The following is a 21,076-nucleotide window of genomic DNA, read 5'->3' on the forward strand; positions in this document are numbered from 1 at the left end:
AACAATGGGATTTAAATTTTGTTCCCTTTCAAGTGGGAGCAGTGGGAATTGTCAATACATAGAAACGGATAATATAAAAATTTTGATAGATGCTGGAATGAGCGGAAAAAGAATAGAAGAGTTGTTGAGTGATATAGATGTACTTCCAAACACTATTGATGCTATATTGGTTACTCATGAACATATAGATCACACCAAAGGCGTTGGCGTATTATCAAGAAGATATGATATACCTATTTTGGCAAATGAAGGTACTTGGTCTGGTATGGAAAAGATTATAGGAAATATAAAAGAATACAATATAAAAACATTTCACACAGGAAAAGAATTTGAACTTAAAGATTTGGGAATACTTCCTTTTAGCATTTCTCACGATGCATTCGAGCCTGTAGGATATGTTATATCCTATAAAAATAAAAAAATAAGTATTATAACTGATACAGGATGGGTAAATAAAGACATGAAAGAATGTATTAAAGGTTCATCTCTTTATTTGATAGAATCAAATCACGATTTAGAGATGCTAAAAGTTGGTAAATATCCTTGGCCTCTTAAAAAAAGGATAATGGGAGATAAGGGACATCTTTCAAATGATGATGCAGGGAAAATTATTTCAGAAATTATTTCAGGAAATGGAGAAATAGCTTTGCTAGGGCATCTAAGTCAAGAAAATAATTTCCCACTTTTAGCATATAAAACTGTGAAAAACATATTAGAAGATTCTGGAATAGATATACATAATGATATAACTTTGGATCTTGCACATAGAGACAAAGTTTCTAAAGTATATAAATTTTAATTGTGGGAGGGATTAGGATGGATGATAGAAAACCTGGTGTAAGCTATTATGTAGATAGTCCAATAGTTCAAAGAAAGCCTCCTAAAAGAAGGGGAAGTTTCTTTTCTTATTTTATAGTGGCTTTAATTGCTGCTATAATAGGCGGGCTCATAACATCTTATATTGCACCAAATTATTTATATGGGAAAATACTTCCAATGCCTAAAATTTATTCTAGTCAAGAACCAATTGCTAAACAAGAAATAAAGATTACTACAGAAGATAATGTGACTGCTGTGACTGCAGTAGCAAAAAAAGCAGTTAGTTCAGTAGTTGGTATCACTACGGTAGAAGTAGTGAAAGAGTTTATATGGGAAAGAGAAGTAGAAGGAGTTGGCTCTGGAGTCATTGTAGATAGTAATGGCTATATTTTGACTAATTCTCATGTAATAGGTGATGGAAATGCAAAAAAAATTACAGTTCTATTTGAAAATGGAGATAAAAAGATTGGAAAAGTTCTTTGGTTTGATCCTGCACTAGATCTAGCAGTAGTAAAGGTAGATGCAACTGGGCTTCCTGCTGCAGAATTGGGAAATTCAGACACATTGGAAGTAGGTGAACTTGCAGTAGCTATAGGTAATCCTTTAGGATTAGATTTCCAAAGAACCGTTACATCAGGTATTGTAAGTGGACTTCATAGGAGTATAAGAGTAGATCGCTATAATATAATAGAGGATTTGATTCAAACTGATGCATCTATCAATCCTGGAAATAGTGGAGGACCACTTTTAAATGCTAAAGGTGAGGTAATAGGCATAAATACAGCAAAGATTCAAACGGCTGAAGGGCTTGGATTTTCTATACCAATAAATGTAGCTAAACCTATTTTACAAGAAGTTATAAAAAAGGGAGATTTTAAAACAGTATATATAGGAATTACAGGAGTAGAAGTAGATAAATATGAAAGACAATTGGGAGTAGATTTAAATGTAGATGAAGGTGTAATAATCATTGAAATAATGCCAAATTCACCAGCAGATAAGTCAGGACTTAGTACAGGAGATATTATAGTTAAATTGGATGAAAACAAAGTTGAAAGCATGAATCAATTGAAGAAAATGTTGTATAAATATAGAAAAGGTGACAATGCTACATTGACTATCATTAGAAATGGCAGAGAAGAAAAAGTACAGATAAGATTTGAATAAATAATTTATTTTAAAATTGAAGGCTTGACAGAATGTCAGGCCTTTAAAAATACTTTTTTTGTATATACTAATAGTAGAATATAAAAATGGAGATGATAAGAATGTATGTTGTTTGCAATGAGCATTTAGAAAAAGCCATAGAAGATTTTGTGGAAATCTATGAGCAATCCCCAGATATATATGAGCTTGACAAGACAAGTTTTACCGACTGGACAAGTCCTCATACATGTGATTATTGCGATAAAGCTCCTAAGTACTTAGTGGTATAATCATTGTAGCTTAATTGTTATATTTCTTCTTTTGTATTATTTTCTATTATCTTTTGCTATAATAATATATGAGTTAAAAAATTAGGTACTTAGGAGGAAAGGTATGAGATTACTTTTAGTTAATGACGATGGAATAAATGCAGAGGGAATACAGACTTTAGCAAGATGTTTAGAGAAAGAGCATCATTTGACAATAGTAGCACCAGACAATCAAATGAGTGCTACAAGTCATTCAATTACTTTGACAAAACCTATAATAGTTAAGAAGAAGAATCTTCAAGGAATAAAATCTCAAGCATATAGTGTATCAGGGACTCCAGCAGATTGCGTGAGAGTTGCATTGGATAAAATATTGGATGAACCTGTTGACTTAGTTGTTTCAGGTATAAATATGGGCACCAATTTAGGTATGGATATTTTGTATTCTGGAACTGTTTCGGCTGCAATAGAGGCAAACATATATGATATACCTTCTATTGCAGTTTCAGCAGAGATAAAAGATGATAAAGCATGTTATGAGATTGGTGCAAAATATTTGAAATACATATTGGAAACTGTCAATGACAGATTTTTAAATAGTAAAACTGTACTTAATATAAATACTCCTTGTGTTGATAGTAAGAACGATGTAAAAGGTATAAAAGTTTGCAGAATTGGTGGAATGATTTATGACTATTATTTTATTGAAGAAGGCAACGAAGAAGAAATGTCTCTAATAGTTAGTGGTAGAAGAAAAGATGAATTAGAAAAAGATACAGATAGATATTATATAAAAAAGGGATACGTAACAGTGACACCTCTTCAATATGATTTTACGAATTTCAAATTGATAGAGGAAGTAGAAAGTTGGCTTGAAAGATAATGAATATAACAATAATCGGAGTAGGAAAAATCAAAGAAAAGTTTATGCAAGAAGCTATAAAGGAATATTCAAAGAGACTGTCTAGGTATTGTAATTTAGAGATAATAGAAGTAATAGATGAAAAGGCACCAGAAAATTTGAGTGAAAAAGAAATAAATATAATTAAAGAAAAAGAAGGACAAAGAATTCTTTCTAAGCTTATAGCTAATACCTATGTAGTTTCTCTTGCCATTGATGGAAAGAACTTATCTAGTGAAGACTTTTCAAGAAAAATAGACGATTTAGCTTTGGAAGGAAAGGGAGATATAACTTTTATAATCGGAGGTTCACTTGGCTTGTCGGATGAAGTATTAAATAGAAGTGATTTCAAACTTTCCTTCTCAAAGATGACCTTTCCCCATCAACTCATGAGACTCATACTTCTTGAACAGATATATAGAGGCTTTAAGATAAGTAGAGGTGAGCCGTATCACCGTTAATACAGGACTCTAAAATTTATGTGTTATGCTTAAAAATAGAAGGCAATAGCACAGAAAAGGAGAAATGTATTATGGGTAAGGTAGCAATTTATACAAGAGTATCTTCGGCGAAGCAAGCAGCAGAGGATAGATATTCATTAGAGGTGCAAAAAGAGAGATGTGAGGCTTTACTTATATCACAAGGCTATAAAAAAGAGAATTTTGTTTATTTTTGTGACGCAGGAATTAGTGGAACAACGATTGTCGAAAGAGACGAATTAAAAGAATTATTGGAGAAATTACAAGAATCTAATTCAGGGATTGATGGTGTATGTTGTTACGATTTATCAAGAATAAGTAGAAGTATATCACATACTTTAAAAATTTTTAAACTTCTTAAAGAAAATAATTTGCGTTTATTTACTTGTGATGGAGCATTTATGGGAAATATCGATTCCCAGAGCGCTAAAATTATGATATCTATACACTCTATGTTAAATGAGTTGTTTATCGACCAGTTGAGGGAGCGTGTTAAAGCAGGTTTAGAAAAGTCCGTAGAGGCTGGCAACTATTATGGAGGACCCGCACCTTTGGGTTATCGGTATGAATTCTATTCTACTAAGCAAGAAGAAAATAAAGATTTTAAACAAGATAAAAAGACAAAAAAGAAAGATATAAAAAAGAGATTAGTCACAGACATAGAAGAAAAACAAATTATAGAATTAATATTTAACCTTTTTACTATAGAAAAATACAGTATAAAAAATGTTGCACAATATCTTAATTTAAACGGGTATAGAACAAGAAAAGGTAAACAATTTGCAACTGCTACGGTTCAAAAAATATTAGAAAATCCAATTTATTGTGGACGATTATTTTGGGGAAAAAGAAAGCAAAAGAAAAAAACAGAGCAAGGTGTTCGAATTTGGGAAAAGACAGATATTTATAGTATAGATTTTTTTGATTTACCACAAGGAAACCACGAACCAATAATTACGGAAGAATTTTTTCTTGAAACTGTAGAAAGATTAAGAAGTAGAAAAATAAACAGGAAAAACAATAATATGGCAGAAGCGATGGCTTATATAACAAAAAGAGAATACGAAGATGCACATAAAAAAATGTTTATAAATATTTTACATTGCCCAAATTGTGGCGGCAAAATGACATCTTCTTTACAACCTGGACACAGACGAGCAGACGGTAGTATATCAAAAGCAAAAGTGTATTATAAATGTTCAACATACAACGCAGGAAAAAACCTCTGTGACGGCTATTATAGCGTTCAGGAAGAGAGAGTTTTTAATTTAATCAAAGAAGATTTTTTTAAAAGGCTAAAAGAAGCGTTTTTACTTGTAAAAGAATATCAAAATTATTTACGAGAAAAACACGGGACAAGAGAAGAAATGCTTTTCGATAAAGAAATAAATAAAATTAAGGAAGATATAAAAAATATTGAAAAAAATGAAAACAGACTTATTACAAAAATAGATAATTTAATAGATAGACAATTAGGAGAAGAAAAGAATTCTCTAAAATATAAGCGACTGGAAAAAATGATAAAAGAAACGGAAGATGAAATTGAAAAGGTGCAAGAGTTAAAAAAAGAACAACAAAATAAAATAATATCAGCGGAAAAGCGAAGAGAAGCGTTATTTACAGAAGTTAAAAAACAAGAAGAATATAATAACACAGAAGAATATTTTACTTCTTTATCTCTTCTACAAAAAAGGGAACTTTTAGAAAAAGTTTATAATAAAATTGTTATAGATACTATAAGCAATGCAAAATTCGGGCCAAAAAAATTAAGTTTAAAGGAGATAGAATATAATAAATATTCTAGCGTAATAGGATTATGTAAAATATTAGGAGTTCAAGATTTTAAGGAATTTAACGAATATCTAAGGTTAAATAAGAAAAAAGAACTTAATCTTTTAGAACAATACTACGCAGACGCAGAAGAATATATATTAGATACAGAAAAACAAAATAAAAGCAGTAAGTTTTGGAATTACATTGATGAATTACAAGAAGAAGTAAAAAATGATAAAGATAGTAAGTTTATAGAAAAATTTATAGAAAAGAATACAGGTACAAATGAATTAGAGTTTGAAAAGAAATTCGAAAAAGAATATCGAAAATTTAAAGAGCAGAAAGAAGAGACACTTAATAGAGTATTAAATTAATAAAAATCATTATTATAGCACTTGTTTTTACAAGTGTTATTTTTTTTATGTATTTTTTAGAAAAAAAATACTTGACATTAAAAAGTATCTTTCTGTATTATGCTTATAACATAAAACAGAGAGAAGGTGGCACAAACGAAAAATAGTAAAAGCCTTACGAGAATTTTTAATAAAGAAAAAATATAATAAAAATAGATAAATATTAAGCACATCTTCCCATAAGAGGGAGATGATACTTATGCTTAAACAACAAAATAAAGACTATTTTTATAATTGTTTAGAAGTTGCTAAAACAGGTGAAAGACTTGTAACAAAAATTTTTGAAGAGAAGGGATATACAGTAAAGGATGTGAGCGATAATAAAGAATGGCAGGAGCCTGACATAGATTTATTAGTTTATAAAGATAATAAATTAATACACAAAATAGAAGTAAAGACAGAAGAAAGAGCATTGCAAACAAAAAATGTTTTTATAGAGACAAAAAGTAATGGTAAAAAGGGATGGATATGGAAAACAGAAGCAGATTATATTTATACAGTTATACCAAACAAAAAAATATATGTAATTTATAAAGATGAGTTTGTGGCTTGGTTTAAACAAAATATGCATAATTGTAAATCACGCTCATCAAAAACTACGGATAAAAATGGAGAACTTCTTTACAATAACTGGGGTAGATTAGTTCCTCTTTCAATTTTAGATAATTTAGAATTTATTTATTCTATCCCATTAAATTAAATTTAAAAAATACTTGCAATTATAATATATCATTTTATATCTTATACTTACCTCCATTAAGTTTTTTATAAAATATATTACTTTAGGTTTTTATTTAAAAAGGTGTATTTATAAAAAATACCCCTTTTTACATAGGAGGTGGTAATATGAATATACTTGCACTCGACCAGTCTACAGCAATTACTGGTTTTGCAATATTTAAAAATAAGAATCTTAAAAAATCTGGTTATTTTAAACCGTCTGGAGAATTATTTATTCGTATACAACAAACTAAAGAATACATACGAGAACTTATACAAGACAACAACATAGAATATGTTTTTATAGAAGATATACAATATCAGAAAAATCAAAAAACCTATAAAATTTTAGCAAATTTACAGGGTGTAATTATTAATCTTTTAATAGAGTTAAATACACCTTTTGAGATAATTCCCCCTTCCGTTTGGAAATCTTGGAACGGGATAAAAGGAAGAAAAAGAGCAGAACAAAAAGAGAATACTAAAGAGAAAGTAAAAGAGATGTTTGGGAGAGATTTTGAAGAAGATGAAGCAGATGCAATTTGCATTGGATTGTATGGACTATATATATTAGAACAAAAGGATGCTATTTAGCAACAAAGTATGCTATTTAGTATCTTTTTATTATGTTATACTAAAAATAAGGAGTTGATATATTTGAGTAAGGTAATTATAGAGTGTAATAGTTTAATAGAAAAATATAAATTAGATAAAGAAACGATATTAAAACAATTAGAAGTAATTAATATAAAAGAAAATAAAGATTTTATTCTTACTTATAGTAAAGACTTTAAATTTACTTTAGTGGGAGAAATAAAAGATAATAGTATAATTCTTACAAATATAATAAAAGCCATTGCTTATAAAAAAGTAGATAATTCAGATATTTTTAATATAATAGATAAATAGAAGTAAATTCTTACTAAAAGCCCGTTTTGGGCTTTTTTTTATGCCCTTTTGTTCCCTTTTAAAACAATTGATATGAGTTTTTACTTGAAAACTAATCAAATGATTGGTTATAAAGTTCTATACGAGGTTTTGCAAGGTTAAAACCCGTAAAATTTTTGCAAAAGGGGGGCGATATTATGGCACGTCCAAAAATTGACATTGATTTAGATATGGTAGAAAAGTTAGCATCTGAAGGTTGTACAGTGGCAGAAATCGCTGCTTATTTTAAAGTCCACGAAAGCACATTTTATAGAAGAAAGAAGTTTGAAAAAGCATTTAATGAAGCGCATGAAAGAGGATTAGAAAAATGTAAAATGTCTATTCGCCGTGCTTTATATAAAAAAGGCGTAACGAACGGTGATACGAAAGCCCTTATTTTCCTTGCTAAAAATATGTTAGGAATGAGCGATAATCCTGCACAACAAGAGAATACAGAAGAGAAAACAATAAGAGTTATATTAGAGGATTAGAAGGGGTGATAGATATGGAAGTAAGAATTTCTAAACAAGTATTCAATCCCGTCTATCTTCCTTATCTGGATACGGATAATCGATATGAAGTGATTTACGGTGGAGCAGGTTCAGGCAAATCTGTATTTATGGCTCAAAAAAAACTTTATTTAAATATGAGGGATAAAGGTAGAAATACTTTAGTTGTTAGAAAAGTAGGTAAAACAAATAGATATTCTACTTTTGCATTATTTAACCAAATTATTTCCGATTGGAATTTATATCCAATATTTAACATTAATAAAAGTGATTTAACGATTACAAATAAATATAATAAAAATCAAATTCGTTTTGCAGGGCTGGACGACGTAGAAAAATTAAAGTCTATTACATTTGAAAGTGGTATTTTAACAGATGTTTGGATGGAAGAAGCAAGTGAAGCAAATGTGAATGATTTTAGAGTATTAGATACACGTTTAAGAGGTTTAAATAAATATAATATTCCGTTTCAAATAAATCTTACTTTTAACCCAGTTAGCCAACTCTCCTGGTTAAAAAGTCAATTTTTTGATAATACAAATAAAAGTTTTAGAGATAAAGTTTCTATATTAAAATCCACATATTTAGACAATAAATTTATAGATAATGAATATAGAGAAATGCTTGAATTATTAAAAAATGAAGATTTAAATTTCTATAATGTCTATGCTCTAGGGAACTGGGGAACATTCCAAAACATTATTTTGAGTAATTGGGAAGTTAAAGAATTAGATTTAAATAATATTTGGAAAGATTACGATTACCTTGTATATGGTTTAGACTTTGGTTATAACCATCCATCCGCTTTAATTTTAGTTGGAATAAAAGATAATAATATTTATGTTCTTGATGAATTATACAAAAGAAAAATTAACGAATATGGAATTAATACAAAAAGCAGAAGATTTTATAGTAGATAAAAATATTCAAATAGTTGCTGATAGCGCTGAACCAGACAGAATACGAGAGTTTAGAAATAATGGATTTTTTAGTATTAAATCAGCCGAAAAAGGACAAGGCTCTGTCAAATCTGGTATTGATTATTTACGTGGAAGAAAAATTTATATAAATACTAGATGTATTAACACATTAAAAGAAATACAAAACTGGCAATATAAAGTAGATAAGGACGGAAATGTGTTCGAAGAACCAGTACCGTACATGGATGATGCGATTGCCGCAATCCGTTATGCTACAGAACAATTCTGGGGAAGTAAAAACGGAGTTGGTTTTATTAAATTAAAGTAACATAAAAGGGGGTATGTACCTATGCTTACAGATTTAAAATTTTTACAGGTGGGACAAACTTTTCCACCTGCAACTGAAAAAGAAAGATTAGAAAATTATATAGATTATAAAAAACTTTTTGAAGGTAAACACGAAGAAGTTTATAAGAATCAATTTAATAGAATAAAAAGAATTAATAATGATTATACAGAAATTGTATCTTTTGATATGATACTTAATTATCATCAGTTAATAACAAAAAAAGTTGCTGACTTGTTATGTGGTGAAACACCTCAAATTACTATTCAAGACGAAAATAAACAAAAGATTTTAGATGATATTTTAAATAAAAATGATGTTTTTAATTTAATGTATATAACAGCGATGGATACAAGTAGATACGGCGTTGGTTTATTTTATTTATATAAAGAATTAAACAAAGGTGTAATAGATATAACACAACCTGCGATATGGTTTCCTATTGTAAGCCCGAGAAATGTAAGAAAAATACAATATCATGTTCTTTGTATTCCACGCCAAATTAATGACAAAGAAACAGAATTATATTGTGAAATCCACGAAAAAGGTAGGTATACAATAAAATATTTTTTAGTTAAAAGTGGAAAAATCGTGAGAGAATTTGCTGATGAAGAAAAAACAATAGAAACTGGATTAAGTGATTTTGCTATTATTCCTGTTGTAAATCTGACAACATCTGATAATATCTTTGGAATTTCTGATTACGATGTAATAGATACTATTGTAAGTGAGTTAGAAGTTAGATTTAGCCAAATATCTAAAATCCTTGATAAACACGCTGAACCAAGTATGCAAGGGCCTTCTTCTGCACTAAAATACGATAGAAAAACTGATAGTTATAGTTTAAAGACAGGTTCGTATTTTGTTGTAGAAGGAACGGATGGAAAAGTGAACTATCTAACATGGGATGCACAGTTAGAAGCAAATTTTCGTTTTATACAAGAATTACAAAATGCACTGTATACGCTTTCAGAAATGGGTGGAACTATACTTGGCGATAAAGAAAATGTGAATGGAAATGTAAGTGGTATTGCTTACAAATTAAAAATGGAAACTGCTTTACAAAAGGTTAGCAGAATAAGGAATTCTATGGATACAGCAATTAGAAAGGCTATTTCTGGTTGTGCAAAGTTAGAAGGCTACGATATAAAAGAAAATGAACTAATAATAGAATGGAAAGATGGTTTAACTGATGACGATAAAGAAGAAGCAGAAATTATGCAAATTAAAAATGGTAATAAGCCTACACTTTCACATGTAACGAGCATAATGATGTCTAATAATATGTCAAGAGAAGAAGCAGAAGAAGAATATGAACGAATAGTGCAAGAAGAAATGGAAGCCAATCCCCTGCTTATTCCTAATCCACATATCGAAGAAGATGAAGAGATAGACGAAGAGATAGACGAAGAGAAAGAATAAGAGAGGTGATGTTAAATGGCTAAATTAGCATATACACAACAACTTATTATTCTTTTTAAAAATGCACAACAAGAATTAATAAAAATCATACAAGAAACTGAAGCACGGGGAAATGTTGCAACTTATCAAAAATCATTATTAAAGCAAACTAATTCAGAGTTAGCCTTGCTACAGAGTAGGGCTAATTCTGTATTAGAATCTTTAATAGTAGAAAGTTATATAAATGGTATTAGATATACTAATAGAAAATTAAATATTAAAGAAAAAGTTTTATTAGAAAATTTAAGCAGAGTGCATAGAAAAACTATTAATGTTTATATAAGAAATCTTCAAGGAGATTTAACAGACGTGGAATATTTTATCGGAAGACAAATAAAAGATAATATACAAAAAGCGTCTATGGATGCTGTAGGGCTTAAATTAAGTACAAATGAGACATTAAGAGAATGTAAAAAGAATATATTAAAAAACTTTGCAGAGAACGGTATTAGTGCTATAAAAACGAAAAATGGACGAGAAATTAGAATGGATGCTTATGCAGATATGGTAGCGAGAAGCACAACAAGAGAAATAACAAATACGGCTACTATTAAACAAGTAGAGGAACTGGGATATGATTTAGTAAAGATGAGTAGCCATCCTGGAGCCTGTCCTATTTGTCAAGAATTCGAGGGAAGGGTTTACAGTATTAGTGGTAAAGATAAAAGATTTCCCAAACTGGATATTGCGTTTAGTAATGGCTATGCTAATATCCATCCACGTTGCCGTCATGTATTAGAGCCTTTCATAGAAGAATTAAACGATGTAGATAAATATATTAAAATAAGTAATGAACCTTTTGAAGAGCCGTCAAAAAACAGTAAACAAGTGCAAGAATATTATAAACAACAAAGAGAAAAACAAATATTAAGGCAAGATAGATTGCAGTGGGAAAAGTATAAGACAGTTCTTAAAAATGAAGCCCCTGCGACACTTGCAGGATTTAGAAGAATGAAAACAGCCAATAGTGATAATTATAAAGAAATAAAGAGAAAATATAAAGAGACTTTAGCAAGAGAAAATTAAAGAGAAAAAATATAAAAAATTAATAAAAAATACTTGCAATTACAAAGTATGTTTATATAATATACTAACAATAACAACTTTACAGAAAATAATTAAAGAACGGAAAAGTATTCATAATTTAATCATCTCCTTTTTCTATTAAGGTGGTAGGCTTGTTCGGTAATGAGCCTATCACTTTTTTTATATTTAGTTTACAGGGTGTAAAGTAAAATGGGACTTTATATAGATAGTATTACAATTCTCTACAATTCTTTAACTACTTTAAAAGTTTTTTATTTTATACGCTGCATTATTATAGTTTATACGTTATACTGTTTATAAAAGTATATTACTATTTATAAATGTTTAAAAAGTAGTGTGTTAGACTTTTTTAAATACTTTTTAATATAGTTTTTAGTTGTTTATAAAAGTATACTTTATTAAACAATATAGAGTTATTATTGCTTAACTGTTTTTCGTTTTGTAAAACTCAAAAAGTAAAATCCTTGTAATAGGCTTAGATACTGGCTTATACAAAAACCCAACGTCATATCTTATATAATATATTATTAAGAAGTCATGTTGGGTTTTATAAAAAAACAAATACAACATAGTATTCCAAAACATTCAATCAGTTCTTTAATATGTTTTTGGATACAATGTATCACATATATTCCAAATAACTAAATACAAATAAACCGTATAAGAAAATCTTTAATATAGTATACAAATTATTATTTAAAAAACACTTTATAAAAAAGTATACTTTGTAATAAAGTGTGTAATTTAAAACTTTTAGCAATACTTTTCTTTAATAAGAAAACAGTTATGTAAATTAAGTATAATAGGAGTGATAAATTGTGCAAAGAAATTATGCATATTTGCGTGTTAGTACGAAAGAACAAAATTTAGACAGGCAGTTAGATGCTATACGCCAACTGGATGAGCATATAGATGAACGGGACATATATACAGACAAACAAAGCGGTAAGGACTTTAATCGTCCAGAATGGCAAGCACTTAAACGAAGTATAAGAACAGGTGATACACTATTTATTCATTCATTGGATAGATTAGGCGTAATAAGGCTCAAATTTTACAGGAATGGCAATGGCTTATAGATAATAATATTTATATTGTAGTTTTAGATATGCCTCTTCTTGATACAAGAAAATACAAGGATTTAGATGGAATAGGCGAATTAGTTACTAATTTAGTTTACAAATACTTAGTTGGCTTGCTGAACAGGAAAGAATAAATATTAAACAACGACAACGAGAAGGTATAGATTCAGCATTAAAAAAAGGAACTAAATTTGGACGTCCTTCTGTTCAAAAACCAAAGAATTTTAAAGAGATATATAAACAATGGAAAAATGGAGAGATAACAGCAACAAAAGCAATGCAGATATTGAATCTTAAGCGAAATACATTTTTATAAATTTGCTTCGCAAGAAAAATCAAGAGAGTAAGAAGAAAAAAATAAAGAGAAAATAGAAGAGATAATTTAAAGAGAAATATTAAAACCTTGGGAATTACATACCCCGAGGTATTTTTTATTTATAAAATATTTTTTAGAAAAATACTTGCTTAACACGAGTTTTTTTATAGAAAAAAACTTGACAAATAGAAGCATTAATCTATAAAATGCTTGAAATTAAAGAAAGAGGTGGTTTTTATGAAAAGACTAACAGAAGAAACAAAATTAATAAATAGATATCCAGAGGTTGCAAAAGAATTTGATAAAGAGAAAAATGAAATTGATATAAATAAAGTGAGTTACGGGAGTGGAAAGAAAGTATGGTGGAAATGTCCGAAATGTGGACAATCTTGGGAAGCGGCTCCATATAATAGGACTCTAAATAAGCAAGGATGTCCTTATTGTGTAGAAAAGAATCCAAAGGCAAGTGCTATAAAATTGTGTTGCTACTATGTTACCACAACTATTGCCGTTTTGGGATTATAAGAAGAATGGTGATATAACCCCTTGGAATACTTGTTATCAATCGCACAAAAAGGTTTGGTGGATATGTCCAAACAATTCTGAACACAGATATCTTGCAAGTGTGCAATTAAGGGCTATGGGACATGGGCAATGCACAATCTGTAAAAAATTAAAAAGAGAACAAAGAGAGAATAAAAAGAGAAAAAAATAAAAAGTAAAAAGTATTTAATAATACCTTATAAAATATAGGGTATTATTTTTTTACAAAATTTAACTGGCCTTTTAGAATATGCTATGGTATACTAAAACAAAATATAGTATAATAGTAATTTATAAAGGAGTGCTTAAAAATATGGCATCTACAAAATTAAATAAAAAAGAATTTACTACTGTATCATTTTTGCAGGTGCAGGTGGATTAGATTTAGGCTTTGAAAGACAAGGATTTAAAGTTATATGGGCGAATGATATAGATGAAGACGCTTGTGCCACACATCGCCTCTGGAGTGACGCAGAAGTAATTTGTGGAGATATTTCAAAAATAGATTTTTCTACTATTCCAGCAGGAGATATTTTACTTGGTGGATGGCCATGTCAGGGGTTTAGTCTTGCGGGGCCAAGAGAATTAAATGATAGTAGAAATACTTTATATAAATATTATGTTAAATATTTAGAAGAAAAAACCCCTTTGGCATTTGTGGGAGAGAATGTTAAAGGTATGCTAACTTTAGGCAATGGAGAGATATTTGAGGCTATTAAACAAGATATGTATACAAAAGGATATACTCTTTTTTATAAGTTACTAAATGCAAGTAATTACGGAGTTCCTCAAGACAGGGAGCGTATTATTATAGTTGGATTTAGAAACGATTTAAATATTGAAGATTTTGAATTTCCTAAACCTTTAGCACAAAAAGTTACTTTAAAAAAGGCTTTAAAAAATATGCCAGAGCCAAAAGAAGAAGACGTTTGCGATGCTCCATATTCAAGCCGATATATGTCAAGAAATAGAAAAAGGGATTGGAACGAAATGAGTTACACTATACCAGCAATGGCAAAACAGGTTCCATTACACCCTTCCAGTCCTGATATGATTAAATTGGATAAGGATTTATGGAAATTTGGAGAAGATGGAATAACAAGAAGATTTAGTTGGAGAGAGGCAGCAGTAATACAGACTTTTCCAAAGGATTTAGAGTTTGTGGGAGATTTAACAAGTAAATATAAACAAATAGGTAATGCTGTGCCTGTAAAATTAGCAGAAGCAGTAGCAAAAAAAGTGCATAAAAAATTATGTGAATGTTTAGAGTGTAAAAATAAAGAATTATCGCAAGAGGTGGTATAAAGGATGGCTAAACAAGTTAAACAAGGCAAGGCTTTTGAATATGCATGTCTATTATCATTTTATAATACATTAAAAGAAAACCAAAATGTTGAAATAGACGATACAAGTTCCTATCATGTTGCTAAAGATTTTTTTAATAATTTAGATGAAAAGGCAAAACAAAAATTAACTCTCGGTGCAAATGCTGCTGTAAGGGTTATCCTTAGATTAGAACCACAATTAGAAAATCCACTAGACAATATACCATTGTTTTTAACAATACAAGAAGATGCAGTAGGAATAAGCGGAGATGTCAGAGATGTTCTCTGTATTAGGAAACAAAACAAATGGGAAATCGGTATAAGTTGTAAACATAACCATTCTGCTGTAAAACATTCCCGTTTATCATCAACAATAGATTTTGGAAAAATATGGTTCGATATTCCTTGTTCTAAAGAGTATTTTGATACCATTAATCCGCTATTTAATGAATTAAGAGAAATGAAAGAAAAGAAAATGTTATGGAGAGATTTAATAGATAAAGAGGAAAGATTTTATATTCCATTATTGAATGCTTTTGTAAAAGAACTAAATAGATTAGATAAAGAGAATCCTGGGGAAATTCCTAAAAGATTACTAAGTTATCTATTAGGTGCAAATGATTTTTATAAAGTAATCACAATGGATAATCGAAAAGTAACTAAAATTCAAGCATTTTCAATGTATGGAACTTTGAATAGAACGGCAGGAAAAGTGCGCCCACAAGTTAAATTACCAACACTTAATTTACCATCAAGGTTTTATGATATATCTTTTAAGCCAAATTCAAAAAACACGATTTTAGTTGTTGCAGATGGTGGTTGGACAATCAGTATGAGAATTCATAATGCTAGTTCAAAAGTGGAACCGTCATTAAAATTTGATGTTCAATTAGTTGGAGTTCCACCTTCCCTTTATACACATCACGAACCTTGGGAATTATAAAAGTACATATATAAAATACAAACTGTTGTTTTTAATATTTAAGGGCAACAGTTTTTTTTATGCTGCAATTTGGTTACAATTTAAAAAAACACTGGCCTTTTTCGCATGGGCACGTTATACTAATAATATAGAAGAAAAAGAAAAAAAGGAGTGAAATATTATGAAAAAATTTTTTTACTTACTTATAAATATATTACCAATTGTTGTAGGATATGGCGTATTTGCTATTTTACTAATTATATTTGGAAGGATTCCAAGCGTAGGACAATCAATACTAAAACTTTGGTATATTCCATTTACAATCCTTACTACTTATATGTGCTATATAATTTTAAAAGATTTCCGTTCAACAAAACCGACTAATTAATATTTTTATTATAAAATACCTCTATACAAAAAACAGGAGCCAAAACGGTTCCTGTTTTAATTTTAATACATAGAATTAAATACTTTAACATTTTTACCTTTTATCAACTTAAATAAATATTTCTTATTTACATGAATATCGTATTCCTTTTCTGATATATATATTCTTTGTATTTCTCTTACATCTATCTCTTTAAAAATCTCTTGTATCAACTCTTTATTTCTTATTGAACAATAATAAACGGAATCAACTTCAATTGGCTGGTTCTCCCAGATTGTAAGGGAAATTACTGTATCTTTATATCTGTTAAATTTTTCTTCAACTTGTCTATTATTCATAATTAGTTGTTTATTCATAAAAATCATCCCCTTTCAAACTTTCAATACTATAAGAAATCTTGCTTTCATGTGTCAAGTATTTTATAGAAAAATATTTATATTTTATAGAAAATTATACTTGACATTGTAGAGAATGAATCTGTATAACATGTTTAACAATTAAAACAAAGGATATTTCGAAAGGAGAAATTTTAATGAAGGTATTGGATGCATGGCTTAATAAAGAAGTTGAAAAGGTATTAAAAGATAGTAAAGGATATGTAAGACAACAAAAAATAAATAAGGTATTAATAAGTGCAGGATTAGTGGTAGTTGCAACTATAACACTAAAAATCTTAAATATTTTTTAGAACAAGAAAAGTGCTATTAATTTAGCACTTTTTCTCTTTTACATATATTATTGTAAATAACATTGTTAACATTGTATAAATAGCAAGGATAATTTTTATAATTATATTTTGAATAAATGGTTGAAATCCAGCAATAGCGATATTACTTAATAGTATCAAGTAAATATATCTTTTTATCCGTTCTCTTTGTTCTTGCATCTCTTCTCTCCCCTCTCCCTACTCTTTTCTCTTATATTTATTATAATGCCTTATTGTTTTTAGGACCAGACTTTTATGTTATACAACGTTATACTGTTTTAAAAAGGAGGATTAAAAGTATGGAATATAAAGAGTTTACAGATAAAATAATTAAAGATTTAAAATTAGAGTTTGACGAAGTAAGACTGGATGGTAAAGATAGAATATATGTTGCAAAAGGTGTAACAAATGTTTCTGTTCCTATTAAACCAATGTATAAAGAGTATCTATTATATGGATATAATAACAATTTAAAAAACTATATTAAAATAATTAGAGATATTTTAGATACTTATAAGTTTAAACTTGATTTAAGTAATGTTTTTCCTTTTATAAAATTAAGTGAGTTCGGTGAAAATATCCAGAAGGATTTTATTAGTGAAGATTTATTTTGCAATCTTTCTTTATTTTGGGTATCAGATGAAGGTGAGGTTTTTAGATTTATTTCAAGAGAGGATATAAAAAATGCTAAAGTTGATGTAAATATGTTAAAAACAGAAAGTTTTAAAAATCTAAATAAAGTAACTAACCCTTTGATACAATTAGAAAAAACTCTTGAAATATATACTTTAAGGTTCGATACAGATTACGGGGCTACATTATTTTTATCGGATAATATTCAAAAACAAATTAAACATAAGATTGGAGATGATATCCTCTTTTGTATACCTTCATCGTCCTCTCTACTCTGTGCAAAGTATAGAGAAACGACTTTTCAGACATATAAACATATATTACAACAGTTAGCACTAACAGATAAAGATATTAATAAAATATCAAATAAAATATATAGACGAGATTCTGACGGGAATTATTCTATAATCGCTTAATAGTAACGGTTCTAAAAAGAGCCGTTATTTTTTTATAAAAATTTTTAAAAAAAATCTATAAAATAACTTGAAATTTTATAATAGTTGTCTATATAATGTCAGCACTTAAAAAAAAAGAAAAAAAGAAAAAACTTAAAAAAATTCTAAAAAAGACTTGACATTAAGAAATATGATTGATTAATATGCGTTTACGATAAAACAAGTGAATAAGCACAGAAGACGGGTGCTGTGCTATAAAAATTAAAGTGCCTGAGTGTTGAAAGTATATCACTGAAAAAGAACTCTACCGCTAACTACGGTATGGATGCCCCGTTAGATGGGAAAGCATTTTTTCCCATACAATTCAAGTTGTGGTTTACAGTTCCGTTGTGGGGGCTCCTCAAACTGTTAGTTACAGTACGTGGTAATCGGGCATGGGCACGTCAGAGAGGATGTTGCTAATAAGTATATCGATACTTGATAGATATACTGAATAAGCGAGAGGATACGGATACCTGGCTGGCTCCAAAAACCAGTCATAATCTTTATTTTCTTCCTTGTTATAGAGTTATATTTTTTTAACTTTATAACAGGGGGGAGAGAGAGCCGTGTTCCTAACTTCACCTAAAACTATATCAAATAAATAAAATTATAAAATTATAAAATTATAAAATTATAAAATTATAAAATAAATAACTTAATAAAAACTTACAAATTACTAAATATAAAATATAAAACAAATTAAAAATTACTTAATATAAATAAAAAACTACAATTTACATATTTAAAATAATTTAAAGAATAAAAACGATAATTTATCTTTACTCTTTATTTTTTTGCTTATTTTTAAATATTTAGTGTGTACTCTATTACAATTTAGATTTTTTAATATTACAAAACAAGATTACTCTTATTACTTTATACCAGCAAAATCCAATGGATTTTGGCGATACAATGTAAAGACAAAACAAATTTTATTTATTACTTCCTGCCTAAAATATTTTTAAAATAAAAACTTGCTTACACGAGTTTTTTATAAAAAAAACTTGAAATTGTATTTTATCTTCTTATATATTGTGTAAAGTTCAAAAAATAGCGTGGCTTGATGCCAATAAGGAGTGTGATTTTGATGTCAGAACAAAATTTAAATAATAACCAAAATTTAAATGATGATAACAATAAAAACGAACAAATTGAAAACAAAGTATTTAGTGAAGATTATGTTAAGGCTTTAAGAGGCGAAGCAAAACAACATAGATTAACTGCAAAAAATTATGAGACTAAATTAAGACAGATTCTTAATTTAAAAGACGATGAAGATGTTACAGATTTAGATACTGTAATTAACAACTATCAAGAAAATTTAACAAAAGCACAAAATGAAGTCTTAAATAAAGCAAAAGAATTGCTTTATAAAACAGAACTTCAAAAATATGATAACCAATACAATTTAAAATTAGCATCAAAATTATTAGATAAAACAAAAATTGAAGTTGCAGATGATGGAACTGTAACTGGATTACAAGAAGCGTTAAAAGAATTAGAAAAAGAATATCCAGAAATCGTAAAAAATAGTCAATCAAACAGCGGTGCTAATCCTGTTTTAGATGACAAAAAAACCGATAAACAAGAAAATTTATTTAAGAAGGCATTAGGATTATTCTAATATTTTTTAAAAAAATAAAACGAAAGGGTGATTTATAATGGGTAACACAATTGAAACTATCAAAAAGTATGTTCCTTTACTAGATAAAAAGTATGCAGTAGAAACCAAATCAGCGGTTTTAGACGTTCAAAACGATTTAATTAAAGAAACAGCAAACGCAAAGAGTGTACTTGTTCCAAAGATGACTCTACAGGGGTTAGGAGATTACGACAGAAGTAACGGCTATGTAAACGGTAATGCTACACTTGAATGGGTAACACATACATTTACACAAGACAGAGGAAGAAGTTTCCAAATTGATAACATGGATAATGAGGAAACTGCAATGGTAGCATTTGGTTCACTTTCAGGAGAATTTATTAGAACTAAAGTTGCACCAGAAGTTGACGCTTATCGTTTTTCTACTTACGCTACAAAAGCAACTAATAAAGTAGAAGAAACACTTACAAAAGATACTGTAATTACTGCTATAGATACTGCAATAGCAACACTCGATGATGCAGAAGTTCCAGAAACAGATAGAGTTTTATTTGTTAGTATTCCAACTTACAATTTAATGAAAAATAGTGCTGAACTTGTAAAAAGATTCGATGTTCAAACTTCAAATGGAAACATTGATAGAAGAATTGAAACATTTGACGGAATGCAAATTGTTAAAGTTCCTACAGCAAGATTTAAAACTGCTTATACATTTAAAGATGGTAAAACAGCAGGACAAGAAGACGGTGGATTTACTCCAGCAACAGAAGCAGTAGCAATTAACTTTATGATAGTAAGTAAAACAGCAGTTGTTCAGTTAGTAAAACTTGCATTACCACGTGTATTTTCTCCAGATGTAAACCAAGATGCTAACGCATGGAAGTTTGACTATCGCTTATATCATGACGCATGGGTTTTAGATAATAAAATAGAAGGTATTTATGTTTCTACAGTACCAGCCGTTTAATATTAATATTTTTATAAAATAAAGGGATGCAGGTGTAAAAACCTCTCCCTTATTTTTTTAAGGGGGTGTCTTAAAATGTTAACACAGCAAAGCACGATAAAATGTAAAAATTGTAATGCAGTATTTGCAAATGAAAAAATATATAACATGCATATAATGTTATGCACTAATTTTATAAATGAATCTAAAAAAGAAGAGAAAACAGAAGAGAAAAAATCAAAGAGAACTACTAAAAAGAAAAAATCAGGGGAAGATGCTTAATTATCTTCCCTTATTTTTTTTGTTTTAAAAAATAAACTTACTTTACACGCATTTATTTTGCATTAGCAAAATAAACGGGCTTACACGAGTTTTTCTGTAAAAAAAACTTGAAAACAAAAAGTATCTTCCTATTAAATATAACAAGTATTTTAAAAGGGGGCGA

At 28.7% G+C, this 21,076-nt stretch carries 25 protein-coding genes; 24 read left to right on the forward strand and 1 reads right to left on the reverse strand.

What is annotated here, in order from left to right; translation table 11 throughout:
• The first annotated feature begins 4 nt into the window (after positions 1-4).
• The 19 genes from ACFWUA_RS05120 to ACFWUA_RS05210 all read left to right on the forward strand — a co-directional run bounded on the left by ACFWUA_RS05120 (position 5) and on the right by ACFWUA_RS05210 (position 15,939).
• Entirely contained in the window at positions 5-799 is a 795-nt protein-coding gene (locus tag ACFWUA_RS05120; protein WP_416199073.1) for an MBL fold metallo-hydrolase, read from the forward strand.
• Between the two features lie 17 nt (positions 800-816).
• A complete protein-coding gene (gene htrA, locus ACFWUA_RS05125) occupies positions 817-1,986 on the forward strand; it encodes a serine protease HtrA (RefSeq protein WP_416199074.1) in 1,170 nt (389 codons plus the stop codon).
• Positions 1,987-2,072: 86 nt separating this feature from the next.
• Positions 2,073-2,255, forward strand: a complete 183-nt coding sequence (locus ACFWUA_RS05130; protein WP_352404809.1) for a CxxH/CxxC protein — start codon at positions 2,073-2,075, stop codon at positions 2,253-2,255.
• A gap of 103 nt (positions 2,256-2,358) precedes the next feature.
• Positions 2,359-3,117, forward strand: a complete 759-nt coding sequence (surE, locus tag ACFWUA_RS05135; protein WP_352404808.1) for a 5'/3'-nucleotidase SurE — start codon at positions 2,359-2,361, stop codon at positions 3,115-3,117.
• Complete coding sequence (gene rlmH / locus ACFWUA_RS05140) at positions 3,117-3,596, forward strand: 23S rRNA (pseudouridine(1915)-N(3))-methyltransferase RlmH (protein WP_416199075.1); 480 nt, start codon at positions 3,117-3,119, stop codon at positions 3,594-3,596. The genes surE and rlmH overlap by 1 nt, the downstream gene beginning before the upstream one ends.
• Before the next feature lie 71 nt (positions 3,597-3,667).
• Positions 3,668-5,761 (forward strand): recombinase family protein, encoded by a 2,094-nt coding sequence (locus tag ACFWUA_RS05145; protein ID WP_416199076.1) that lies wholly within the window; start codon positions 3,668-3,670, stop codon positions 5,759-5,761.
• Positions 5,762-5,999: 238 nt separating this feature from the next.
• The gene (locus ACFWUA_RS05150) at positions 6,000-6,500 is read left to right on the forward strand and encodes a hypothetical protein (RefSeq protein ID WP_416199077.1); all 501 of its coding nucleotides are present in this window, start codon (positions 6,000-6,002) and stop codon (positions 6,498-6,500) included.
• A 146-nt stretch (positions 6,501-6,646) separates the two neighbouring features.
• Complete coding sequence (locus ACFWUA_RS05155; RefSeq protein WP_416199078.1) at positions 6,647-7,114, forward strand: crossover junction endodeoxyribonuclease RuvC; 468 nt, start codon at positions 6,647-6,649, stop codon at positions 7,112-7,114.
• A 63-nt stretch (positions 7,115-7,177) separates the two neighbouring features.
• Positions 7,178-7,429 (forward strand): hypothetical protein, encoded by a 252-nt coding sequence (locus tag ACFWUA_RS05160; protein ID WP_416199079.1) that lies wholly within the window; start codon positions 7,178-7,180, stop codon positions 7,427-7,429.
• 176 nt (positions 7,430-7,605) lie between these two features.
• Entirely contained in the window at positions 7,606-7,938 is a 333-nt protein-coding gene (locus ACFWUA_RS05165) for a hypothetical protein (RefSeq protein WP_416199080.1), read from the forward strand.
• Between the two features lie 14 nt (positions 7,939-7,952).
• Positions 7,953-8,876 (forward strand): PBSX family phage terminase large subunit, encoded by a 924-nt coding sequence (locus ACFWUA_RS05170; RefSeq protein WP_416199081.1) that lies wholly within the window; start codon positions 7,953-7,955, stop codon positions 8,874-8,876.
• Positions 8,836-9,204 (forward strand): terminase large subunit, encoded by a 369-nt coding sequence (locus tag ACFWUA_RS05175; protein WP_416199082.1) that lies wholly within the window; start codon positions 8,836-8,838, stop codon positions 9,202-9,204. The genes ACFWUA_RS05170 and ACFWUA_RS05175 overlap by 41 nt, the downstream gene beginning before the upstream one ends.
• A 21-nt stretch (positions 9,205-9,225) precedes the next feature.
• Positions 9,226-10,644: a phage portal protein gene (locus ACFWUA_RS05180; RefSeq protein WP_416199083.1), complete on the forward strand. Its 1,419-nt coding sequence runs from the start codon at positions 9,226-9,228 to the stop codon at positions 10,642-10,644.
• 15 nt (positions 10,645-10,659) lie between these two features.
• Positions 10,660-11,709 carry a phage minor capsid protein gene (locus ACFWUA_RS05185; RefSeq protein WP_416199084.1) on the forward strand — a complete coding sequence of 350 codons (1,050 nt, stop codon included), beginning with the start codon at positions 10,660-10,662 and terminating at the stop codon, positions 11,707-11,709.
• Positions 11,710-12,548: 839 nt separating this feature from the next.
• A complete protein-coding gene (locus tag ACFWUA_RS05190) occupies positions 12,549-12,809 on the forward strand; it encodes a recombinase family protein (protein WP_416199085.1) in 261 nt (86 codons plus the stop codon).
• Positions 12,810-13,365: 556 nt separating this feature from the next.
• A complete protein-coding gene (locus ACFWUA_RS05195) occupies positions 13,366-13,653 on the forward strand; it encodes a zinc-ribbon domain-containing protein (RefSeq protein ID WP_416199086.1) in 288 nt (95 codons plus the stop codon).
• Positions 13,619-13,843, forward strand: a complete 225-nt coding sequence (locus ACFWUA_RS05200; RefSeq protein WP_416199087.1) for a zinc-ribbon domain-containing protein — start codon at positions 13,619-13,621, stop codon at positions 13,841-13,843. The genes ACFWUA_RS05195 and ACFWUA_RS05200 overlap by 35 nt, the downstream gene beginning before the upstream one ends.
• Positions 13,844-14,028: 185 nt before the next feature.
• The gene (locus ACFWUA_RS05205) at positions 14,029-14,976 is read left to right on the forward strand and encodes a DNA cytosine methyltransferase (RefSeq protein WP_416199176.1); all 948 of its coding nucleotides are present in this window, start codon (positions 14,029-14,031) and stop codon (positions 14,974-14,976) included.
• 3 nt (positions 14,977-14,979) lie between these two features.
• Positions 14,980-15,939, forward strand: coding sequence for a HaeIII family restriction endonuclease (locus ACFWUA_RS05210; RefSeq protein ID WP_416199088.1), 960 nt, complete (start codon positions 14,980-14,982; stop codon positions 15,937-15,939).
• A gap of 429 nt (positions 15,940-16,368) precedes the next feature.
• Here the strand turns inward: ACFWUA_RS05210 and ACFWUA_RS05215 are convergent, their stop codons facing one another.
• Positions 16,369-16,662, reverse strand: coding sequence for a hypothetical protein (locus tag ACFWUA_RS05215; protein WP_416199089.1), 294 nt, complete (start codon positions 16,660-16,662; stop codon positions 16,369-16,371).
• Positions 16,663-16,838: 176 nt separating this feature from the next.
• Between ACFWUA_RS05215 and ACFWUA_RS05220 the strand changes: the two genes are divergently transcribed.
• The 5 genes from ACFWUA_RS05220 (at position 16,839) to ACFWUA_RS05240 (ending at position 20,913) form a co-directional block, all read left to right on the forward strand.
• Complete coding sequence (locus ACFWUA_RS05220; protein ID WP_416199090.1) at positions 16,839-16,994, forward strand: hypothetical protein; 156 nt, start codon at positions 16,839-16,841, stop codon at positions 16,992-16,994.
• 317 nt (positions 16,995-17,311) lie between these two features.
• Positions 17,312-18,061 carry a DUF1444 family protein gene (locus ACFWUA_RS05225; RefSeq protein WP_416199091.1) on the forward strand — a complete coding sequence of 250 codons (750 nt, stop codon included), beginning with the start codon at positions 17,312-17,314 and terminating at the stop codon, positions 18,059-18,061.
• 1,108 nt (positions 18,062-19,169) lie between these two features.
• Complete coding sequence (locus ACFWUA_RS05230) at positions 19,170-19,706, forward strand: hypothetical protein (RefSeq protein WP_416199092.1); 537 nt, start codon at positions 19,170-19,172, stop codon at positions 19,704-19,706.
• A gap of 37 nt (positions 19,707-19,743) precedes the next feature.
• Entirely contained in the window at positions 19,744-20,652 is a 909-nt protein-coding gene (locus tag ACFWUA_RS05235) for a hypothetical protein (protein WP_416199093.1), read from the forward strand.
• Between the two features lie 75 nt (positions 20,653-20,727).
• Complete coding sequence (locus ACFWUA_RS05240) at positions 20,728-20,913, forward strand: hypothetical protein (protein ID WP_416199094.1); 186 nt, start codon at positions 20,728-20,730, stop codon at positions 20,911-20,913.
• Positions 20,914-21,076: the final 163 nt, after the last annotated feature.

It is taken from the genome of Sporanaerobacter sp., assembly GCF_047830725.1.
Taxonomy (GTDB): Bacteria; Bacillota; Clostridia; order Tissierellales; family Sporanaerobacteraceae; genus Sporanaerobacter.